Source organism: Dehalogenimonas alkenigignens (genome assembly GCF_001466665.1).
GTDB lineage: Bacteria > Chloroflexota > Dehalococcoidia > Dehalococcoidales > Dehalococcoidaceae > Dehalogenimonas > Dehalogenimonas alkenigignens.
The window spans coordinates 227,186-243,899 of sequence record NZ_KQ758903.1 but is presented as its reverse complement, the minus strand read 5'-3'; the positions used below and the strand labels follow the sequence as shown (position 1 = coordinate 243,899).

The window sequence follows — 16,714 nt, the reverse complement described above, 5'->3', positions numbered from 1 at the left end:
CCCAGGACAAAGTCTACGACGGGACCACGGCCGCGACCCTTAATGTTAACAACGCTGCCTTGGTCGGTAAACTTCTCGGTGACACCGTCACCTTGAACACAAATGCCGCGGTTGGCACTTTCGCCACCAAGAACATCAGCAACAACATCACCGTTACCGTTAGCGGTCTGACCATCGGTGGCACCGACGCCGGCAACTACTCACTGACTCAACCAACCACCACCGCCAGCATTTTCGGTGAGATGACGCCGCCGACAGTGACACTAAACAGCCCCAATGGCGGTCAAACCTTCACCGTCGGCACGGCCACCGTCATTACCTGGTCAGCGACCGACAACCTGACGCCTGCCGCTAGCTTGGTCCTGACCCTACAATATTCCACCAACGGTGGCACCACTTGGGCCAGCGTAGCTGGCTTCGACGGAATCAATGACGGAGCGTTCTCCTGGACTGTTCCTGCAACTGCCAGCACGACCTGCCTGGTAAGATTGACGGCCACTGACGCGGCCGGCAATCTGGGTGCCGACACCAGCGATGCGGTGTTCACCATCGCCGCTGTCTCAGTACCCCCCACCCCGGTCACCACCATCAACCTGACGGCTGGCTGGAACCTCGTTTCCTTGACCCAAATCCCGACAGACCCAACCATCGGTTCTGTACTGACCGGCATTTCTGCTAACGTCATCTCGGTCTGGTACTACGACGCTTCTACGTCTACCTGGTTGTCCTACGATGGCCCCGCCGGCGCACCTGACACCCTGACCACCATGACGGACGGCAAGGGCTACTGGGTCAACATGGCAATGTCCGCAACCTTGACCATTACTGGCAGCGATCTCCCGGCGCCTCCGGCCACTCCACCAACGTACAATGTGGTTGTTGGCTGGAACCTCATCGGCTTCAAGTCAACCGCTTCCATGACTGCTTCTGAGTACCTTGCCGGAATCACCGGAGGCTATACCAGGATTTATCGATTCGATGGCACCAACTACATAATCGTCCGGACCACAGACAATCTGACCCCGGGAGCCGGCTACTGGATAGCTGTTACCGGCGCGGGGACGATCTACCCGTAAGGGCGTTCGTGCCAGAAAAATAACTAGGGGGTAGATTGGATGGAGCTGAAAAAGTTAAAAAGAGCAGGAGCCTTCGGGCTCCTGCTCGGTCTGTCCCTTATCGCGCTTTCGGCAATTTCGGTCTTCGCTGTTCCCCCAGATACCTTACCAGTTGTACGGCAATGTGACTGTCGGCACTGGACCTGGACCCGCCGGACTCGCCGTGATCGCCAAGATCGGCGGGGTGACCTATTCCTCGACTGCTATCGATTCTCAAGGTCGTTACGGCTACAGCCCGGTGTTCCAGGTGCCCGCTGATGATCCCGATACTCCTGCCAAAGAAGGCGGCGTGGCCGGAGACACTGTCAGCATCTATGTTGCCGGTGTACTCGCCACCACGACGACTTTCCAGAATGGCGTAGTAGCCCAACTGAACCTCTCGATACCGAAGCTTGACCAGACGATCACCTTCGGCGCCCTGGCGACCAAGACCTACGGCGACGCCGACTTCACCGTCAGTGCCACTGCATCGTCCGGCCTGGCCGTCACCTTCACCGCCTCGGGCAACTGCACCGTTACCGGCAACACCGTCCATATCACCGGCGCCGGCAGCGGCATCATCACCGCCCACCAGGCCGGCAACGCCAACTACAATGCTGCGCCGGATGTCCCGCAGACCTTCACCATCAACAAGGCCACACCCACGGCCACGCTCGGCGTGAGTAACTCCCCGGTGACTTATGATGGCGCGACACATTCAGCCACTGTAGGCGTCACCGCCAGTTCTACCCCGGGCACTGTCGCTAACGTCCAGACCGGCGGCGCAGCCAATCAGACCAACGCCGGCACCTATGCCGTCACCGCCGACTTCGTGCCCAACGACAGCACTAACTACAACAGCCTGACCGGTGTCTCCGCCGGCAATTTCGTGATCGATAAGGCCAACCAGACGATCACCTTCGGCGCCCTGGCGACCAAGACCTACGGCGACGCCGACTTCACCGTCAGTGCCACCGCCTCCTCCGGCCTGGCTGTCACCTTCATCGCCTCGGGCAACTGTACTGTCTCTGGCAACACCGTGCACATCACCGGCGCAGGCAGCGGTACCATCACCGTCCAACAGGCCGGAAACGCTAACTACAATGCTGCGCCGGATGTCCCGCAGACCTTCACCATCAACAATCCTTCGGGAGGCGGAGGGGGTGGTGGTGGCTTCGGCAACCAACTCATCGGCATCAACCTGTCCGGCAACTCTCCCTGGATGGACGGCAACGGCAAGTCGGTCACTGCCGGGGCGATCAGTACGCCGGACGGTAAGCTGACCCTGTCCATCCCTGTTGGCGTCTTCATCTGGAACGCCGCAGGCGCCGCTCAACCGTACGTTTCATCGAATACTATCGATGCTCCTCCTGCAGTTCCCTCCGGGCAGAAACTCATCAAATGCTTCGAGCTCGGCCCGAGCGGCGTTACCTTCAACCCGGCGATCTCGGTGATCTTCAACTACACCAGCGCGGACCTTTCCGGCGGTGTATCCGAAAGCAGCCTGTACATCGCCTGGTGGAACGGCACGGCCTGGGTTCAGTTGACCAGCACCGTCGACGCTACGGCCAAAACGGTCACAGCCGCGATAACTCACTTCACGACCTTCGGTCTCTTCGCGCAGACCGTCCCGGCGACTACCGTTCCGCCGACGACCACACTCCCGCCCACGACAACGGTGCCCTCGACGGCAACGACCACGCCTCCGCCAACGACCACCGTTCCGCCTCCGGCAACCACTACGGCTCCAACGACACAGCCGCCCGACCAGACGAAACCTAATTGGTTAATTCCGATGTTCTTCGTCGGCGCCGCCTTGCTACTCGGGATCATCCTTTTTGCGAGATCGCAAAAAAAATAAAATAACATACACGAACAAATAAACGAAGGGGGGGCTTCGATATCGAAGCCCCCCCTCATCTTCCAAGATCAACGGGTATGAAACATTCAGTACGCTGCCCCCGCCCCCATGACCCAGGCTCCAATTCAACCTGATTTGGCTGCGATACTTTGCGGTCCCGACAATTTAACTTGACTCCTCCGGGCGAAGACACTCCATCAAGGCGGATTAAATGATGCCATGTTTCGCGAACATCAACATTTGGATCGGAATGTTAAAAAATGAATATGAATAGATATAACCACGAAGATTTCGAATTGTTGTTTTCGCGCATGGGCGAAGGGGTCGCCTTGCACGAACTGATCTATGACGAAACGGGCACTGCCACAGATTATAGAATTATAGATGTCAATCCCGGCTATGAATCGCTTGCAAACATTGGTAATGAACGTGCAATCGGTGCCTTAGCTTCAACGATCGGAGCAATAAACATGGCGAAGAATTTAATGGTTACATTGATGGTATTGGCCAGCTCCATCCATCCTTCTTCTGTCAGCATGTTTTCACTTCGTTGGCAAATCACAGATCGAAGTTGACGTTAAATCTGACACAAACAAACTCCCTCTGGACTCCATATTCATCGAGATATCTAACCTAGGAAATCAAGCAGTTAACTTGAATTGGTGGGTTCTCAAGGATATCTCAGATGGTTATCCATCATTCACTTTCCCGTCATATACACTACAACCGAATCAAAGAATCAGAGTTTATACTGATCAAGTTCATCCGAGTATGGTGGCTTTGACCTTCCCCCGTCATTAGCTGCACCCTGGGTTAGAATCCCACGGCCGTTTCAGCATACTCTTGCGGGGTAATTCCTTTCAATGAGCTGTGTGGTCTTACTTCGTTATAATCCCTCCTCCAATCTTCGATGATTTCTCGGGCATGCTTCAGACTCAGAAACCAATTTGTATTCAGGCATTCGTCTCTAAATCGACCATTGAAGCTTTCTGCATAGGCATTCTCGATCGGTTTGCCGGGTCTGATGAAATTCAATTTCACCCCGCGGCGATAAGCCCATTCGTCCAAAGCCTTGCCGGCGAACTCAGGTCCGTTATCGATGGTGATCACCTCCGGCAAGCCACGGATCTCCGCCAATTTTTCGAGAGTGCCGACCACCCGGCGGCCACCCAGGGATGTGTCCACCTCGATATTTGGGCATTCTCTTGAGAAATCATCGACGATTGTCAGCGCACGGAAACGGCGCCCTGTGACGATGCTGTCAGTTACGAAATCCATGGACCATCTCTCGTTTACCCGTTGCGGCACCGGTAGCGTTATTCTGGCGCCGGCTGCACCTTTCCTTCTCCGTTTCCTTCGGAGCGCCAAACCTTCTTCCTGGTATAACCTTTCAGTGCGCTTGTGATTGATCACCATACCTTCCCTCTTGAGCATGATATGCAGCCGAGGACTGCCGAAGCGTTTCCGCTGCTCCGCCAGTTCCCTTAGCCGTTTCCGTACCTGGTCATCATTATCCGGCTTCGGCTGGTACCGATAGACCGACGACGAAATATCGACTAAGAGACAGGCTCTTCTCTCGCTCAGCCCAAGGCTCTCTCTGTGATGTGAGAGACCGCCAAACGCTTCACCTTGGGCTTTAGAAGTTTTTTGAGAGTAGTTCCTTCAGGGCCCGATTATCGAGCGCCTGGTCGGCTACGATCTGTTTGAGGCGCCGGTTTTCTTCTTCGAGGGCCTTCAATCGCCTGAGCTCGCTGACGGACAGCCCGGCGTATTTTGATTTCCAGTTGTAGTAGGTAGCGCTGCTCATGCCGTATTTGCGGCAGAGATCGGCGAGCTTGGCGCCGGCTTCGCCTTCTTTCAGGACGGCGATGATCTGTTCCTCGGTGTACTGTTTTGCTTTCACTTTAATCCTCCTTCGTTATTTTATTACGTCGGAGGATTCTAAGTCAGGGTTTAGCTGTTTTCGGGGGTAAGGTCAAACCCGCAATTCCCCACTGTGTTAAAATAAATTCAACTTGGTGACTAGGAGGAGTTCGTGACGAACATAGCAGTCATCGATGTTGAAACCACAGGGCTCAATCCGTACAGGTCCGATCGAATCGTTGAAATCGCTGCCGTTGTCACGAGTCTCGAAGGAGAATTGGTTCGGGAATTTATCACACTGGTGAACCCTGGGCGAGACATCGGACCGACTTATATTCACGGACTCAATTCCGAGGACATCCTTGATGCACCTAAGTTTGGTGATATTGCCGGGGTGTTTTTAGAAACACTTGACGGTTGCGTGGCATTTGCTGGTCACAACATTCGGTTCGACCAATCTTTCCTTGACGTCGAGTTCAAACGTCTCGGAGCAGGTTTCCCCGATGGACCATCATTGTGTACCATGAAACTTTCCGGTGGTGGAAGTCTTAGTAGCAATTGCCAGTGTTATGGAATTGCTCCCGAAACCCAAAAACATTCAGCCTTGCACGATGCAAGAGCCACAGCCAGACTTTTATCTGTGTTGCTTGAGGACGCGCCTCGGAAACGAGCGGAATTATCACGGATGCCGCCTATAAAATGGCCTAAAGTGCCTAAGTCTTCAGTAGAGATGTTAACACGAGATGCTTCCAGACAGTTGCAAAGTAAGCCTGCGGACTATATTGAAAAACTTCTGGCAAGGGTACAGCCCGAATTACCAGCCGATATTGAAGGATCGGCGATTTCAGATTACACGGATTTACTTGACCGAGTTATTGAAGATCGCCATATTGATGCTCAAGAAGGAGCATCTTTAATCGATGTCGCCGAACGGTGGGGACTTTCCTCATCGGCCATTTCACGAGCGCACAATGCCTACCTCTTGAGACTCATGACTGCTGCTCTTGAAGGCGGGGTATCTGAACAAGAAAATCGTGATCTAAGGCTGGTTGCTAGATTGCTCGGTGTCGACTCCGAGACTTTTAACTCGATAATGACTCGAGCAATCAAAGAGCGTTCGATTTTGAAAGGTCACACCTCAAGCTCAAAGGATTTCTCTTCGGTGAATACATTCGACGGGAAGAGTGTATGTTTTACCGGAGAGTGTCTGGGTCGGCTCAACGGTCACGTGATAACCCGAGAGATGGCACAAGATTTGGCAGCTGCACATGGTATGACGATTCATGAATCAGTAACTAAAAAGCTGGACATTCTTATTGTGGCGGATCCCTTAACTCAATCCGGTAAAGCAAGTAAAGCTCGTCAATATGGAATTAGAATTATCCACGAACCCGTGTTGTGGAGAGCCTTAGGATTAGAGGTTCAATAGCAATACTGCAATATCGTCGGCAGCGGGCCAAACTTAATTTAGTTTAAACACATGGCTGACGGTTCTGTCTTTTGATTGGCAGCGCCCACCATAATGTTCGGTAGACAGAACTTTTCAGTTCACTCTGACGAATCGGGTGAACTTTTGAATCACCATTCATCAGCTTGATCGCGGCTCTCAGTCTTTTTTCGCGACGCACCGGGCTTGAAATCAAAGCGGAATTCGGTACGAAAAACCACCTCTGTTATACGGAATACATTTGCTTGATTGATTAAATCCGTTGCAGTATGCTCTTTATGCATTTACCGGGAGTGACTTGAATCAAGTGAATTAGAGATGACTCTCCCTAAGGAAGGCCAACTGCTTCGAATTTTCGCTGGAGAAGCGGACAAGCATCAAGGCTTACCGCTGGGCGAATGGATCATCCGCGAAGCCAAAAAGAGAGGGCTGGCTGGAGCGACGATGTTTCGGGGTGTGGCTGGCTTTGGTGTCGGTTCCCGCATTCACACTGCCCATCTCCTACGTCTTTCAAGTGATTTACCAGTCGTCATTGAAATTGTTGACGACCCTTCAAAAATCGAAGCGTTCATAACAACGTTGGATGACGCCTTTCCCCGAGGGTTAATCACGGTGGAAAAGGCCAGGGTCATTTGGTACCGCACCATTAAAAATCCCTGATTCCTTCGATATCATTTTCCGGCTTTTTCTGTCCCATAACCATTCAACTCCACCACATCCTCCGAATGTACCGGAGCGAACCACTTCTGCGCGATAAACGTAGGTATGACCGCGCTGGCCACGACCACGCCAACCAGTAACGAATATTGGACCCGGTCGATGATGCCGGAGGTAAGCCCGAAGACGCTGGCGATGGTGCCGAAAGTGAGTCCGGTGCTCATAAGTAGAGTCGTGTACATTGCGCCCTGGGGGATGAATTTCCTAGCCAGGAAAAAGACGCCGGCGAATTTACTGGCGATTTTGATCAGAAACAGCACAATAAACAGGCCCAGCGCAGAAAAGATCAGCGGGAATGATATGCTGAGTCCACCGACGATAAAAAAGGTGGGTGTGATTATGGCATAGGCGACGGTGCGCAGTTTATTTCGGACGGACTTGGTTTCAACAGTCTCTTTGAAATGGGGTGACATGAGCAGCCCGAGAACGAAAGCAGGCAGAACGGCATGCCCTTCGCCCAGATTGGCGAAGTACATGAAGACCAGAAGCAAGAAAAAAACGTACTTGATCTCCGGCTCAACGACCTTGTTTTTGAATCTAGCATTATCGAAGACCAGGTGGGAGAACTTGGTGGCGATGATTATGACGACGATTGAAACGATAATAAAAACCACGGTAAACGCCGTAGGTTTGATAAAAATGATACTTAGGGCTAGGGCGGTGCCCATGTCAGTGATGAAGGTCGATGACATCAGGAGTTTACCGATCTTGGTGCGAGCCAGGCCTGTCTCGACCAGAACCGAGTAGACGACGGCAAGGGAGGTCGTCGAAAGGGCGGTGCCCGCCAACAACGATGCCTGAGCGCTCCAATGAGCAAAATAGTAGGTATAACCGGCAACAGCGACAAATGGCAGAAGGAAGGAACAGAATCCGATCAGGAAGCTCTCCTTGAATTTCTCTCTCATGAGCTCGATGTCTATCTCGGTCCCGGCCAGGTAGGTCAGGGTAATGCCACCAAAACTTGCCAGGTAAACCATCCAATCCTGGGTGTGCATGCCTAATGTCCCGGCTAGAGAGCCCAAGATGATTTCGATGATGGCGACGGATAAGCCAAATTTCAGGGAGATTAGGCTGGCCGCCAGTACGATGATACCCATCGCCAAGGGGATAAGATTATCGGTCATACCAATACCTCCCGTTGCTCGGGTATCTGTGATGGGAGGCGATAAAAAAAGCCCCTACCGACAGATACCGGTAGAAGCTATCAGCCTTAAGCAAGCGGTTCAGGTGAAAATTCCTTGGCGAGCTTCATCGCCGCTTTACGACAATATAACACTGCCAATTTGGTCCGTCAACGATTGTCCTTCAGTGCGAAGTCTTTATCGTCTTCATCCATATCTGATACAATGAGTTTGGTGATGAAGCTCACCAGGGGAACGCCCCGAAATGCCCTTTGGGATGATAGCCTCTACAGCGTCGCTGTAGAGGCTTTTTGTTTGAGAGATGATTGCGAAGCGGACTCCGTCCCAAATGCGAGAAGATGTCATCGAAAACCTCCTTGAGGGCGCTGTCCAGTACATCGAATCCTGCCGTCTGGTTGACGGGGGGTACTTTTTTGCCAGGGTGCCGCCCTCCAGCGGTTTGGATACCTATTTTGCGGTGATGGGGCTCTCTCTGCTTGGGCTTAAACCCGTTATTCTGGCTGAGGTCGAAGCCTTTGTTCACAATGGTTTGTTGAAGGATGAGCCGGTGCATCTGGGCGGTCTTTTTGTCGCAGCCGAGACGCTGGACAAACTTGGATGTTTGACCGATGAACTTAAATATCGCATCCGCCGAGCGGTAACGGCATTTAAGAACCAATTCGGTGGTTATGGAGCATTCGAACACCTGGACGTCGCCATCCCCTCGGAACTTCAAGGCACGTATCGCGCCATGAAGGTGTTGCATACCATTGGGGCCAATCGCATCGATGCAGGTGAGGTTGGATGTTTCGTTGAAAATTGGCATAACGGGGATGGTGGTTACGGTGGGAGGGGGAGATCCAACTTAGCCTCAACATTCTTCGCCACCTCAATCGCATGCCTGGGCGGCTTTGAATTAATTGACCGCTATTCAACAATTGCTTATCTTAGAAGAAAAGAGACAAACCGAGAATATCAATATATCGAAGACTTGTACTGGCTCGCCACGGCGCTGGACAACCTGGGCGGGAGTCTGGCCGATCGGTCCGGCGCTACGGAGTTCGTCAGGCGATGCCGCCGCCGCGGCGGCGGTTTTGCGCGGGCGACTGCAATTGGCATTCCAACCCTCGAGTATACCTTTTATGCTCTTTCTATCCTGAAACTTGCAGGATGCCAAGCCCGAGGAACATTGAAAATAGACTCGGAGAAGCTGTAACAAAATACATTTTTCGGATAGGTAAAGTTTACAGAGTAAATTTTGAAGGATATCTTGGTACATGTTCGGGTTATTCAAGAAGAACTGCTCGAAAAAGGCGTTAGCAACGATTCAAACCGTCAGCCTGACCCTGGAGAATGAAATCTACCAAACGCTTGAACATCGCGCCCGGCTGGAAGGAGTGTCGAGGGAAGAAGAGTTGGTTCGAGCATTGAGGCGGGGTATGGCCGATTACTGGCTGTATGTTTTGGACGACTCACGAGAGGATTTCGAATACATTTCCGGTCTAATTGAAGAGTATCGGCAGGACATCGAGAAAATGCGGGACCTGGAAACTCAGAACCTGCGGTTCAGAGAGATACTTAAGAACGCTGAAATGGAAGGCTGATGCTGGATATTTTCAAGCTATTCAAGCGGGGTGGCATAGCACAACCGGAGACAGGCCAAGATGTTGCTTTCGAAGCGGTGCGGATCACCGATACTGAGAAAAGGTTCGAGAATACGGTTATTAGGCTAGTCTTGTCGCCATCATTCAGGAAAGAACTTTTCACTTTCTTGGAACAGAAGGGATATCTCGCCTACGGGCAGGAAAACAAAGGCATAGCTCAACTCATCCGTTATGGCTTGTCGGGCAAGAACCGGGCGAAGCTTGAAAAGAACCGGGAAGACTTGGACTTGTCAAAATACGCCGGGATGAGATTTCAACTGTCTCAATGGTACCATGACCTGAACGCAATGACCCTAGGGTTGTCGGCGTCCTTGGAGGAAAACAGAAAGCTCAAACAGTTGCTGAGGGATCGAGGGATGTCTGGAATTATCACAGAGGATGAATGGGACAAATGGGACCGGGAGTTTATAGATATGCTCTTTAAGCGCTACGTATTTGGAGATGATCATCCGACGGAACCTTCGTCCACTCTTACTAATAGCTAATCATTCCAGTGCATCGACCTTTATCTCAAAGATAGGAGTACTGTCTGTCGTACGATGTGGCTCACCAAAATGCCCGACAGACAGAACTTTCCAGCTCGCTCTGACGAACCTGGTGAGTTTTTGAATCACCATTCATCAGCTTTGCCGCCGCTCTCAGTCATTCTTTTTTTACGACGCACCGGGCTTGAAATTAACACGGAATTCGGCACGAAAACCACCCCATCATCGGCTAAGAGCACAGTATGAGTCACTCCGATGTCCTCGACTGTACCCTGGATATCATTAACTGAAATCTCCTCACCTATTCTCACGATATGGGTGTTGGTGAGTATCAGAGCCGCCGAAATGCTGGCCACGATGTTCTGGGTGGCGAATGCCACGGCCACGCCTGCTATTGCTGCGATACTGATGCCAAGCGTTGGATTTGATGCAAGTATCGACAGCACGAATAACGAACCCGTAGAATACCCGACGATTCGAACCACAAGCCTCAGGCGAGCTGTGTGCTGGATCATCCTAGGTAAACGCGATCCGAGTACGGTAAGCCTGGCCAGCAGCTCTACTAGAAAAGCGACCAGGACCGTAGCCTCTAAAGCAATAATGTATTTTTCCTGGGTGGAAATAAAAGTACTGATATTTCTCTGGCTAATCTCCAGGGTTATCATGATTGCCCCAATCATGACGATCGTCCCTAATAACCAGACGGTGATGTGTCCCTTATTCGAGTTTAGCACTGTCTGAGAGGCAGTTCCGTTTTCTTCCATCATCCTATTTGCCTTCTTTCCGTGAAAGTACCTTCGGTTCCTAATGCGCGTTAGAGCAAGACCTCGGGCGTCTACCTCTCAGCAGACCGGGAAGGCAGCTTTGAACTCCGGTTCAAAGCTGCCTTCCTTTTCAGTTCTAAAGTCCGCCTCAATCAGGTGTCTTTTAACTCTGCGACTGCCTTCTGGTAGCCTTTTTTCAGCTCTGCCATCGCCCGTTCAACCTTGACCTTGTGTTCTTTCCACGTGGCTTGATCTATCTCCTTCAGGCGTTGCGCATCCTGCTTTGCTTCCTCAACTCCCTGGCGTAGTTCCGTTACACGGCTGTTAATCCAAGCTCTCACCTTCGCGTCCGCCGCCTGATCCATTTTCTCAAGTTCGTTTATCCGCTTTTCAAGGTGTTCAAGCTGTGTTTCAAAACCTGTCTGCATATTCTTCCGCAGCTTGGAGAGATCCGATCGCAGCGCCGCTTGCTTCGCTTTCAAGTCTGCTTTTACTTGACCTTCAGCTTCGGCGAGATCGACATCCAGGCGCTCCAGGGCATTAACCAGTTTTTCGTTTTGCTCATCCAGGGTGTTGGTGAGCCTATCGAAAGCGGTATCATATTTGGCCTGTATTTCGGCTGCTTTCTCCTGAACGCTCATTTCAATCTCCGCTTTTGCCGCGGCCATTTCAGCTTGAAGGGCCTTTTCTTCGGCGGCTTCTTCGGCTTCGATCTCGTCCAGCGCCTTGGCCCAGTAGCGCAGCACTACCTCAAGTTCGGCTTCCATTTTAGTGTGGGTGTCCATATTCATTCTCCTCATTTTTATTATTTTCTGTGTTGCTGGGATGCTATATCCCCAGGCAATTTACCCATCTTGGTTTGATTTTTCTTGATCTGTTTTTCTTCTAACCATAAAGGCTTTAGTCATGCGTCTGAGGGGCAAGGCTCTTCACCTTGAAAGCCAGAACAATTTGCAGAATTCCAAACGCGATGGCGAACGACCCGATCAGCCAAATCACGCTCAGTGCTCCCGCGCCGGGGAAGACCACCAGCAGAACGCCGACGAGGATCGATAAAAGGCCGCCAAGGATCATCACCCATTCATTATTAATGAGTTTCCTCAGCTTTATCGCAGCCGCGATTTCAAAGCCGCCGGTGATCAGCGCCCAGGAGGCGATCAGGTACAGCAGAGCTAATGCGGTCACATCAGGCCAGAAAAAGGTAATCAACCCGATGATGATCCCGGCCACGCCGGCGAGCAGGATAGCCCACCAATACTCGTTTTTCTTATGTACGGCGATGGCCGTGGTTATCGAGAAAACCCCCTCCACGAAAGCCAGTGCCCCAAAGAGCACCACCAGGCTCAATACCGTTAGTGAAGGCCAGACAAGCGCTAGAACCCCAAAGATGATTGCGGCGATACCCCGTAGCGCCAGGAGCCACCAGTTGCGAGACAGTGAACTTAACATTTGTTCCCTCCTTGTTTTTTCTTAATCATAGGCTCGTTCTCCAAGAAAGGCTTTGACAAACATCAAGGCGAAAACTTGATTTGGATCAAGGTTGCCGCTGGCGGCGGAAGTTACTATTCATTTATATAAAAGAAAGAATTGATATTTGGAATTTTCATTCCATAAGAAGCGGCAGCCGCCTACCAGTGGTGAGGTTATATTACCGATGGTTGGAGTCTGGTGAAATGGCAGAAGCTAAAGGTTCTAAAAAGAAAAAAATCGGCCTCGCCCTCGGAAGTGGCGCCGCCAAAGGCCTCGCTCATATCGGGGTATTGGCCGAGCTGGAGAAACAAGGCATTCAGCCGGATCTGATAGCCGGGACAAGCATGGGAGCGTTAATCGGTGCGGTGTACGCTCAGGGCGTTGGTTCCGAACGAATGAAAGAAATCGCCCGCGGATTTGGGCAAAAAAGACTGTCACTTTTCGTCGAACCTTCAGTACCGCGGTCCAGCCTGATCCGCGGGCAAAAAATTGCAGAGGCGCTGAGGGTGATAATAGGCGAAGTTGACTTCTCGTCTTTAGAGATTCCTTTTGTATGTCTGGCCACTGATATCGGTGACGGCCGCGAGATCGTCATTGATCAGGGCGAAGTCTGGCGAGGGGTGATGGCGAGTTGCTCAATACCGATACTGCTGCCGCCGGTCAAAAAAGCCAACAGGTACCTTGTGGATGGAGGGCTCGTGTCCCCCATCCCGGCCAGGATCCTGCGGGATTTGGGCGCAGATGTTGTCATTGGAGTTTCCGTCTCATCAAAAGGACAAGAAGATGTCGATTGGGGAAACCGGAGGGATGGTTCAAAAGGGCCCAACCTCTTTGACATAGCATTTCAGACAATGAACCTGATTGGCTTTCAGGCATCGAAAAACTGCCTTCCGGTTGCGGATATCGTGATCGAACCGAATGTTGATCATATCGGGTGGGCGGATTTCCATCGTGTTGATGAGTGCATTTTGGAAGGCGAGAGAGCCGCCCGCAATTCAATGAAACAGATTCTGAGCCTGGCGGCAAATTGAACTTCTCATGTACTTTGCATCGAGAGTGATTGTTTATAAATGGACTCGACCAGGCGGCACGTTTTTATGGCCGCCTCTACGGGTCAGGTCACTCGACAACGGTCGATGCATTGGTTCCGGGACAGACTCACTCTTCCCTGGGGGCATTGATAAGAATCAAGGCAGAGTCTTGATTTGGATCAAGGTTGCCAGCGGCCGAATGGTGTAACATGCCTCATATGATTCAGTTGGTTAACAAAGGTCTCTATCATCTCGAGGAGATGGATGACGCCTCGAAATTTCTGATACTCGCCCTGGATGACGAGAGAAGAGTCTATATCTGGGAGACGGCTGGAGGCATCAAAATACGGCTGGCTCCCAAGCAGCCGGTCAAGACACTGTGCACTCTCGCCGCCGGGAAATACAGGATATATCGGGTTCAAGACGAACCGGGCTTGGCGAGCCAACTGCATCTTGAACTGCTGGTGGGTGAAGGCCTGTGGCAGGGTTTTTTACTGCCAGAAGGGTGGCCGGAGGATCTTGAAACGAAACCAATGGTTCCAGTCGAGGAAACCATCACAAAGAACTTTACGAGCGTTCTTTCTCCAACTTAGCGATATCGTTGATCGTCAGAATATTCTTATTGAATTGGATTAATCCCGATTCTTTGAGCAGCTTCAACTCCCGGCTTATTGTCTCAGGAGTGGTACCGATAGTCGAGGCGAGTTTTGTCTCAGTAATTTTAAATTCGAGGGTGGCCGAATTCGCACCTGTTTTTTTACCAAACCGCTTAACGCCTGTTAAAAGCACGGTGATTAGTTTTGAGTGCACGCTCCCTTCCGTGAGGTAAACCGTTCGGGAGAGTAATTCATCGGTATGGCTTATTTCCATCCTTAGGAGCGCGAGGATCACCTGAGGTTCATTCTCGATGAATTTTAAGAATTCAGCTTTAGGCGCCCGAAAAAGGCCGGAGGCGGTAAGCGCTTCATAGAAGAATATGTTAGGAGAGCCGTTGATTGCCCAGGCAAGGGGAAATACGGCGACGGGTTCATAGAAGGCGACGATGAATTCATCGCCTTTTTCGGAGATGACGTACTGGTCAACGACTCCTTCATGCAGGTAGTAGACGCCGGAAGGGTCATCTTCTGCCCTTAACAAGAGTTCGCCTTTGTTATATTGCAGATAACGATGTTGAGAAAAAAAGGCCTTGAGTTTTTCGGCAGCCTGAACGTTCACAAAGAAATATTACGCCCTGAGACCGAAGTTTACAATTTGTGACACCCTGATTAAGGAGAAATCGTTGAAAAGCAGTCATCGAGGGTCCAAGATGGCAATCATCGCGGCGGTTATCGCCAATCTTGCTATTGCCGTAATTAAATTTGCCGCGGCGGCGATCACAGGCTCTTCGGCAATGATCTCCGAAGGCATCCATTCCTTAGTTGACACCGGCAATGGCGGATTATTACTGCACGGCTTGAAAGAGTCGTCCCGGCCTGCCGACGCCGACCACCCTTTCGGTCATGGCAAAGCTCTCTACTTCTGGACGCTGGTGGTGGCGGTGTCTATCTTTGGGATCGGCGGCGGTATGTCGTTGTATGAAGGAATTTCCCACATCCGGCATGTGGCGCCTGAGACTGTGTTAGGTAATCCGGCGGCGAACTATATTGTTCTTGGGATCGCAACAATTATCGAGGCATGGTCGTTATCGGTGGCTATTAAAGAGTTTCGTAAAGTCAAAGGTAAAGCAGGCGGCTGGGATTATATCAAATCGACAAAGGATCCGAGCACGTACACCGTCGTCCTGGAGGATACCGCAGCCTTGATCGGCCTGCTGTTCGCTTTTTTGGGTGTATTCTTCGGTCATCTGTTAGATAATCCTTACCTTGACGGCGTAGCATCAATCATGATCGGCCTGTTGTTGATGGCGGTAGCTTTTATCCTTGGTTTTGAAACCAAGGGTTTATTGCTCGGGGAAGGTGTCGACGCACAGACACTGGCTGACATTCGCAAGCGCGTGGAGTCTGATCCGGCAGTAAACAAAGCAACGGATATCCTTACAATGTACGTCGGCCCTGAGGCTCTTCTCATCAATCTCGGCGTTAACTTCAAGAACGGCGTTACTGCCGAACAAACTTACGAGGCAATCCGTCGCATCGAAAGTGATATTCGGGGCGAGTATCCAGAGGCAACGCGAGTGTATATAGAGACAGAATCACTCCCGGTCAGGCCACTGCCTGGGTGAAACCAGATCGGTACAGGTCGCCAGCCTTATGGAGGAGAAGTGCCCATGTCGGTGGCGTCTAACTCAGGGTTTTTGCCGGTATCAAGCTTAAGGCCGAAATACTTGGAGCGTTCCTGAAAATTGTCTTGCGATTCGTCTTCCCACGGGATATATTCCAACGCTGCGGGACTGCGGAAAGCATAGAGCAGCAAGTCGATAACCTCTCTTGAGGAATTTGCCAGTTTCATAACGGTATCTTTTCTGGCCGCATAGACCTGCCCGGTGATTAGAGTGGGCACGTTGGGATAATAGATATTGATGATTGGGAACAGCGCCTTCTGCCGGCTCATCTTGACTTTTTCCTCTGAGAGGATCCAGCCATATGAAAGGCAGGTGGGAGAGTACAGGAAGAGGCAGGGTTGCATATTGGCCAGGCGACCGATGGTCATAATCTCACCCTGCCCGAAAAACAGTCCGATAAACGGGATTTTTGACAGTACTTTCCCGAGTTTGGTGAGTTTTAGGACAAGACCGGTGCAATAAATAATTGCCAGACAAAAAATAGCTCCAAGGCCGAAGAATAGCCAGTTATCCGGAACGACAAGACCGAGAATCCCTCTGCCGATCTTTTCGGCATTGCTAAACAAGAAGAATATGACATAAAAAACAAGAGCCACAGGTACCCAAAACACTACGCCGTAAAGTATGAAAGTGGAATGGCTGTGTTTTGACTTTTCTGTTATCGTTGAAGATTTTCCCATACTGTTTCCTTTGGTAGCTTGTTGTGATTCAAGTTTGGTATTGCGGGCGACTGTTCCCGGGGTTAAATCCTGACGATCTTTTTAAGCAGCCAGACGATGATCAGAATTACCGCCAGAACCAGGGCGATATGTACAAGTCCGCCCAGACTGAAGGCGAACAGCCCAAGTGCCCATAGAATCACGAGAATAATAGCAATTAGTAGTAACATCACGTCTTCCTTCTTTATTTATTTCAA

General features: G+C 51.2%; 19 protein-coding genes, 1 pseudogene and 1 riboswitch. Of the genes and pseudogenes, 12 read left to right on the top strand and 8 right to left on the bottom strand.

The genetic code is table 11. The features are described 5' to 3' along the window. From DEALK_RS01280 to DEALK_RS10405, 4 genes are all read left to right on the top strand, one after another. Positions 1–1,076: YDG domain-containing protein (locus tag DEALK_RS01280; protein ID WP_186007567.1), on the top strand; the 1,076-nt coding region annotated here is incomplete at its 5' end. A 163-nt stretch (positions 1,077–1,239) separates the two neighbouring features. Continuing rightward, positions 1,240–2,955 (top strand): hypothetical protein, encoded by a 1,716-nt coding sequence (locus tag DEALK_RS01275; RefSeq protein WP_144437057.1) that lies wholly within the window; start codon positions 1,240–1,242, stop codon positions 2,953–2,955. Between the two features lie 260 nt (positions 2,956–3,215). Continuing rightward, the gene (locus tag DEALK_RS01270; protein ID WP_058437982.1) at positions 3,216–3,530 is read left to right on the top strand and encodes a hypothetical protein; all 315 of its coding nucleotides are present in this window, start codon (positions 3,216–3,218) and stop codon (positions 3,528–3,530) included. Then, complete coding sequence (locus DEALK_RS10405; RefSeq protein ID WP_083496302.1) at positions 3,475–3,756, top strand: lamin tail domain-containing protein; 282 nt, start codon at positions 3,475–3,477, stop codon at positions 3,754–3,756. Before DEALK_RS01270 ends, DEALK_RS10405 begins: the two co-directional genes overlap by 56 nt. A 12-nt stretch (positions 3,757–3,768) precedes the next feature. Here the strand turns inward: DEALK_RS10405 and DEALK_RS01265 are convergent. Then, positions 3,769–4,858, bottom strand: a pseudogene (locus DEALK_RS01265) (IS3 family transposase). A gap of 132 nt (positions 4,859–4,990) precedes the next feature. On the opposite strand from DEALK_RS01265, the gene DEALK_RS01255 reads away from it, so the two are divergent. Both DEALK_RS01255 and DEALK_RS01250 read left to right on the top strand, forming a co-directional pair. Continuing rightward, on the top strand, positions 4,991–6,247 hold the full coding sequence (locus DEALK_RS01255; RefSeq protein ID WP_058437979.1) for an exonuclease domain-containing protein: 1,257 nt from the start codon (positions 4,991–4,993) through the stop codon (positions 6,245–6,247). Positions 6,248–6,583: 336 nt separating this feature from the next. Further along, positions 6,584–6,925: a DUF190 domain-containing protein gene (locus DEALK_RS01250; RefSeq protein ID WP_058437977.1), complete on the top strand. Its 342-nt coding sequence runs from the start codon at positions 6,584–6,586 to the stop codon at positions 6,923–6,925. An 11-nt stretch (positions 6,926–6,936) separates the two neighbouring features. Here the strand turns inward: DEALK_RS01250 and DEALK_RS01245 are convergent, their stop codons facing one another. Beyond that, the gene (locus DEALK_RS01245) at positions 6,937–8,106 is read right to left on the bottom strand and encodes a cation:proton antiporter (RefSeq protein WP_058437975.1); all 1,170 of its coding nucleotides are present in this window, start codon (positions 8,104–8,106) and stop codon (positions 6,937–6,939) included. A 64-nt stretch (positions 8,107–8,170) separates the two neighbouring features. After that, a riboswitch (Fluoride riboswitch) is annotated at positions 8,171–8,247 on the bottom strand. Positions 8,248–8,452: 205 nt separating this feature from the next. Between DEALK_RS01245 and DEALK_RS01240 the strand changes: the two genes are divergently transcribed. The 3 genes from DEALK_RS01240 (at position 8,453) to DEALK_RS01230 (ending at position 10,252) form a co-directional block, all read left to right on the top strand. Then, positions 8,453–9,319, top strand: a complete 867-nt coding sequence (locus DEALK_RS01240; RefSeq protein ID WP_165802774.1) for a prenyltransferase/squalene oxidase repeat-containing protein — start codon at positions 8,453–8,455, stop codon at positions 9,317–9,319. 61 nt (positions 9,320–9,380) lie between these two features. After that, a complete protein-coding gene (locus DEALK_RS01235; RefSeq protein ID WP_058437971.1) occupies positions 9,381–9,707 on the top strand; it encodes a hypothetical protein in 327 nt (108 codons plus the stop codon). Beyond that, the gene (locus tag DEALK_RS01230) at positions 9,707–10,252 is read left to right on the top strand and encodes a hypothetical protein (protein ID WP_058437970.1); all 546 of its coding nucleotides are present in this window, start codon (positions 9,707–9,709) and stop codon (positions 10,250–10,252) included. The genes DEALK_RS01235 and DEALK_RS01230 overlap by 1 nt, the downstream gene beginning before the upstream one ends. A 125-nt stretch (positions 10,253–10,377) precedes the next feature. On the opposite strand, the gene DEALK_RS01225 is transcribed toward DEALK_RS01230, so the two are convergent. The 3 genes from DEALK_RS01225 to DEALK_RS01215 all read right to left on the bottom strand — a co-directional run bounded on the left by DEALK_RS01225 (position 10,378) and on the right by DEALK_RS01215 (position 12,465). After that, positions 10,378–11,019, bottom strand: coding sequence for a mechanosensitive ion channel family protein (locus tag DEALK_RS01225; RefSeq protein ID WP_058437968.1), 642 nt, complete (start codon positions 11,017–11,019; stop codon positions 10,378–10,380). Between the two features lie 149 nt (positions 11,020–11,168). Further along, the gene (locus DEALK_RS01220) at positions 11,169–11,801 is read right to left on the bottom strand and encodes a sll1863 family stress response protein (protein ID WP_058437966.1); all 633 of its coding nucleotides are present in this window, start codon (positions 11,799–11,801) and stop codon (positions 11,169–11,171) included. Between the two features lie 115 nt (positions 11,802–11,916). Further along, positions 11,917–12,465, bottom strand: a complete 549-nt coding sequence (locus DEALK_RS01215; RefSeq protein WP_058437964.1) for an HdeD family acid-resistance protein — start codon at positions 12,463–12,465, stop codon at positions 11,917–11,919. Between the two features lie 80 nt (positions 12,466–12,545). Here DEALK_RS01215 and DEALK_RS01210 point away from each other — a divergent pair, with 80 nt between their 5' ends. Together DEALK_RS01210 and DEALK_RS01205 are read left to right on the top strand one after the other, a co-directional pair. After that, the gene (locus DEALK_RS01210) at positions 12,546–13,517 is read left to right on the top strand and encodes a patatin-like phospholipase family protein (RefSeq protein ID WP_144437056.1); all 972 of its coding nucleotides are present in this window, start codon (positions 12,546–12,548) and stop codon (positions 13,515–13,517) included. A gap of 218 nt (positions 13,518–13,735) precedes the next feature. Next, complete coding sequence (locus DEALK_RS01205) at positions 13,736–14,110, top strand: hypothetical protein (protein ID WP_058437961.1); 375 nt, start codon at positions 13,736–13,738, stop codon at positions 14,108–14,110. Here the strand turns inward: DEALK_RS01205 and DEALK_RS01200 are convergent. Further along, positions 14,085–14,732 (bottom strand): Crp/Fnr family transcriptional regulator, encoded by a 648-nt coding sequence (locus tag DEALK_RS01200; protein ID WP_058437959.1) that lies wholly within the window; start codon positions 14,730–14,732, stop codon positions 14,085–14,087. The genes DEALK_RS01205 and DEALK_RS01200 overlap by 26 nt on opposite strands. Positions 14,733–14,823: 91 nt before the next feature. On the opposite strand from DEALK_RS01200, the gene DEALK_RS01195 reads away from it, so the two are divergent. Beyond that, positions 14,824–15,738 carry a cation diffusion facilitator family transporter gene (locus DEALK_RS01195; RefSeq protein WP_058437957.1) on the top strand — a complete coding sequence of 305 codons (915 nt, stop codon included), beginning with the start codon at positions 14,824–14,826 and terminating at the stop codon, positions 15,736–15,738. A 26-nt stretch (positions 15,739–15,764) separates the two neighbouring features. On the opposite strand, the gene DEALK_RS01190 is transcribed toward DEALK_RS01195, so the two are convergent. Together DEALK_RS01190 and DEALK_RS09895 are read right to left on the bottom strand one after the other, a co-directional pair. Then, complete coding sequence (locus tag DEALK_RS01190; protein ID WP_058437955.1) at positions 15,765–16,478, bottom strand: DUF502 domain-containing protein; 714 nt, start codon at positions 16,476–16,478, stop codon at positions 15,765–15,767. 62 nt (positions 16,479–16,540) lie between these two features. After that, entirely contained in the window at positions 16,541–16,687 is a 147-nt protein-coding gene (locus DEALK_RS09895; RefSeq protein ID WP_116633000.1) for a lmo0937 family membrane protein, read from the bottom strand. Between the last annotated feature and the right edge of the window lie 27 nt (positions 16,688–16,714).

Bases quoted from the DNA above. Each gene is read 5' to 3' on its own strand.
- DEALK_RS01245 (WP_058437975.1), bottom strand. From the start codon at position 8,106: ATGACCGATAATCTTATCCCCTTGGCGATGGGTATCATCGTACTGGCG.
- DEALK_RS01270 (WP_058437982.1), top strand. From the start codon at position 3,216: ATGAATATGAATAGATATAACCACGAAGATTTCGAATTGTTGTTTTCG.
- DEALK_RS01215 (WP_058437964.1), bottom strand. From the start codon at position 12,465: ATGTTAAGTTCACTGTCTCGCAACTGGTGGCTCCTGGCGCTACGGGGT.
- DEALK_RS01240 (WP_165802774.1), top strand. From the start codon at position 8,453: ATGCGAGAAGATGTCATCGAAAACCTCCTTGAGGGCGCTGTCCAGTAC.
- DEALK_RS01235 (WP_058437971.1), top strand. From the start codon at position 9,381: ATGTTCGGGTTATTCAAGAAGAACTGCTCGAAAAAGGCGTTAGCAACG.
- DEALK_RS01195 (WP_058437957.1), top strand. From the start codon at position 14,824: ATGGCAATCATCGCGGCGGTTATCGCCAATCTTGCTATTGCCGTAATT.
- DEALK_RS01250 (WP_058437977.1), top strand. From the start codon at position 6,584: ATGACTCTCCCTAAGGAAGGCCAACTGCTTCGAATTTTCGCTGGAGAA.
- DEALK_RS01225 (WP_058437968.1), bottom strand. From the start codon at position 11,019: ATGATGGAAGAAAACGGAACTGCCTCTCAGACAGTGCTAAACTCGAAT.
- DEALK_RS01220 (WP_058437966.1), bottom strand. From the start codon at position 11,801: ATGGACACCCACACTAAAATGGAAGCCGAACTTGAGGTAGTGCTGCGC.
- DEALK_RS01230 (WP_058437970.1), top strand. From the start codon at position 9,707: ATGCTGGATATTTTCAAGCTATTCAAGCGGGGTGGCATAGCACAACCG.
- DEALK_RS01190 (WP_058437955.1), bottom strand. From the start codon at position 16,478: ATGGGAAAATCTTCAACGATAACAGAAAAGTCAAAACACAGCCATTCC.
- DEALK_RS01205 (WP_058437961.1), top strand. From the start codon at position 13,736: ATGATTCAGTTGGTTAACAAAGGTCTCTATCATCTCGAGGAGATGGAT.
- DEALK_RS09895 (WP_116633000.1), bottom strand. From the start codon at position 16,687: ATGTTACTACTAATTGCTATTATTCTCGTGATTCTATGGGCACTTGGG.